Raw genomic sequence first — 2,338 nt, forward strand, 5'->3', positions numbered from 1 at the left:
CAATTGCTCGAGTTTTGGCAGCAGAATCCCGTGCTGGCCATCGCCAGTTACAACGCCGGCCCAGGCAATGCATCCCGTTGGGCCAGCGAAGAGAGCACCCAGGATCCGGAGCTCTGGATCGAACGGATTCCATTTCCTGAAACCCGCTATTACGTCAAAAAGGTGCTGGCGAACTGGAACGGCTACCGCACACCGCACGGATCAGCCCATTGCGAACAGAAGGGGGCTGGGCAGACGGTGCCCGATCCACAACCCAAGCAGCAACCAGCTCCCTAGACCCACGATGGTGACCAGCGGCGGTGGGACGACACCGATCCGGGCCAGGTCCAACCGTGCCAAAAGCAGGGCACTGGACAGAATCAGAACATTCACCAGCAGATTCGTCCGCATCAAGATCAATCCGCAGGTCACCACCACCAGCAGGCTGACCACCAAGGTGACCACACGGCTCGAGGCCATCAGCAACGACACCTGACGCATCAACAGGTCAGGCATGGTGCAAATCACGACCACCAGCCCCACCTGAACCAACTCCAGAGTCCAGAAGAGCAAAGGACCCAGGCCCTGCGTCATCCCGATCTGGGCCTGTTGCAGGCTCCAGTGATTGCCGAGGACCAGGGCAACGCCAAAGAGCACCAGCAGCAGCGGTGCTCGAAATGGCAAGGTCAGCACACGGATCAGAGCCATCAAAAAACGCTAGCCACAACGACGGAACAGCCCTGGCAAAGTGCAGACACCCGGTCGAGATCGATGTCGGAACAACCCGCTCCACCGCTGCTGGGGACAACGCAACGTGTGCTGCTGCTTTTGATGGCAGTGGCCTTGGCGACGGCACTCCTGGTTTTGCGTGGCGGCGTCAACAGTGGATCCCCGATGGAGCAGCTGGCCCGACGCTCTCTGGAGCCCGACCAGGCCCTCAGCAATGGACGCCCGACGATCATTGAGTTCTACGCCGATTGGTGTCAGGCCTGTCGCGAAATGGCGCCCGCCATGCTCGCTCTTGAACAATCCAGCAAAAACAAACTCGACATCGTCCTGGTCAATGTCGACAATCCCCGCTGGGCTGATCTGGTGGATGACTACGACGTCAATGGCATTCCACAGCTGAATTTCTTCGCGGCCGACGGGCAACCCCGAGGCCGTTCGATCGGCGTGAGACGACCGGAGGAACTGACGGTCCTGGGGGATGCTCTGATCACGGGACAAGCGTTGCCGCAACTGGCCGGCGTGGGCAACATCAGCGCTGTGAACGAGAGCAACACCACCCGCGACGTCATGGCCGGCCCACGCAGTCACGGATAAGCGCCATGATCGGCGTGTTGCGCTGACCACCTGACATGGATCGCTTCCGAGTCGATCTGATTGCCGCCACGCCCGATCCGCAGCGATGCGTCTATGCGGCGATGCATCAGGACTACAGCGAAGGATTCGTCGCTGGGGATCGCGAAAACTGGCCGGATGAAACACGGGCGGGTGAGATCTGCGTCAAACGGCTGCTGTCAGGGGAACGTGGTCATTACGGGCCCATGGAACATGCCCAGATCGTGCTCAACGTGGGCTGGTTTCCGCATTCGGTGATGCAACAAGCCCGCACCCATCGCGTGGGCGTCAGTTTTGATGTGCAGTCGATGCGTTACACCGGTGATCGCATCTGTCGAGCCGCGAATGGCGAGCTGGACCTCGAGGAGGTTTTTTATCTGCGGCCGGTCGGCGACTACAGCGATCGCCAGGGCAAGAAGTACGCCTACACCGATGAGTTGCGCAGCCGTGATCTTGAGCTCTGCAAGAGCGCCGCAGAACGCTATCGAGACCTACTCAACGCTGGTTTTGCAGAAGAACATGCCCGGGGAATTCTCCCCTTTGACTACCGACAACACTTCGTCGTCAGCTTCAGTCTGCGGGCATTTCTGCACTTCATGGATCTTCGGGCCAAGCTCGACGCTCAGCTGGAGATCCGCCAACTCTGCGATCTGATGTGGCCGCATCTTCAGGCATGGACCCCAGAATTCGCTGCCTGGTATGAGAAGAGCCGTCTGCACAAAGCTCGGCTGGCCCCCTGAGTGGACCGGATCAACCCGTGATCACACCTTGGCCAGGGTCACCCGTTCCGGCTGATGTTGGTATTTACCCTGCCGATCGCTGTAGGTGGTATCGCAGGGATCACCTTCAAAGAAGAGCAACTGACAGATTCCTTCGTCGGCATAGATGCGGCAATCAGCCCCGGAGCTGTTGCTGAATTCAAGGGTGAGATGCCCTTCCCACCCGGCTTCGGCCGGCGTGGTGTTCACAATGATGCCGAGACGTGCGTAGGTGCTTTTCCCCAGGCAACTCACAGTGA

The 2,338-nt window shown here is 59.5% G+C and carries 3 protein-coding genes and 2 pseudogenes; 3 read left to right on the forward strand and 2 right to left on the reverse strand.

Annotation, left to right across the window (positions count from 1 at the left end; translation table 11 throughout):
• A pseudogene (locus tag ACGVJ8_RS05650) lies at positions 1-276 on the forward strand (hypothetical protein); the annotation flags it as partial.
• On the opposite strand, the gene ACGVJ8_RS05655 reads toward ACGVJ8_RS05650, so the two are convergent.
• Entirely contained in the window at positions 202-687 is a 486-nt protein-coding gene (locus ACGVJ8_RS05655) for a hypothetical protein (RefSeq protein ID WP_392346216.1), read from the reverse strand. The pseudogene ACGVJ8_RS05650 and the gene ACGVJ8_RS05655 sit on opposite strands and share 75 nt — an antisense overlap.
• Before the next feature lie 63 nt (positions 688-750).
• Between ACGVJ8_RS05655 and ACGVJ8_RS05660 the strand changes: the two genes are divergently transcribed.
• Together ACGVJ8_RS05660 and thyX are read left to right on the forward strand one after the other, a co-directional pair.
• The gene (locus tag ACGVJ8_RS05660; RefSeq protein WP_392346218.1) at positions 751-1,302 is read left to right on the forward strand and encodes a thioredoxin domain-containing protein; all 552 of its coding nucleotides are present in this window, start codon (positions 751-753) and stop codon (positions 1,300-1,302) included.
• 35 nt (positions 1,303-1,337) lie between these two features.
• Complete coding sequence (gene thyX / locus ACGVJ8_RS05665; RefSeq protein WP_392346220.1) at positions 1,338-2,060, forward strand: FAD-dependent thymidylate synthase; 723 nt, start codon at positions 1,338-1,340, stop codon at positions 2,058-2,060.
• A gap of 21 nt (positions 2,061-2,081) precedes the next feature.
• Here the strand turns inward: thyX and dcd are convergent.
• Positions 2,082-2,338, reverse strand: a pseudogene (gene dcd / locus ACGVJ8_RS05670) (dCTP deaminase); the annotation flags it as partial.

This window comes from Parasynechococcus sp., from assembly GCF_042954245.1.
Classification (GTDB): domain Bacteria; phylum Cyanobacteriota; class Cyanobacteriia; order PCC-6307; family Cyanobiaceae; genus Parasynechococcus.

What these genes read in the sequence shown, in the direction of transcription:
- ACGVJ8_RS05655 (WP_392346216.1), bottom strand. Translation starts at nt 687, where the DNA reads ATGGCTCTGATCCGTGTGCTGACCTTGCCATTTCGAGCACCGCTGCTG.
- ACGVJ8_RS05660 (WP_392346218.1), top strand. Translation starts at nt 751, where the DNA reads ATGTCGGAACAACCCGCTCCACCGCTGCTGGGGACAACGCAACGTGTG.
- thyX (WP_392346220.1), top strand. Translation starts at nt 1,338, where the DNA reads ATGGATCGCTTCCGAGTCGATCTGATTGCCGCCACGCCCGATCCGCAG.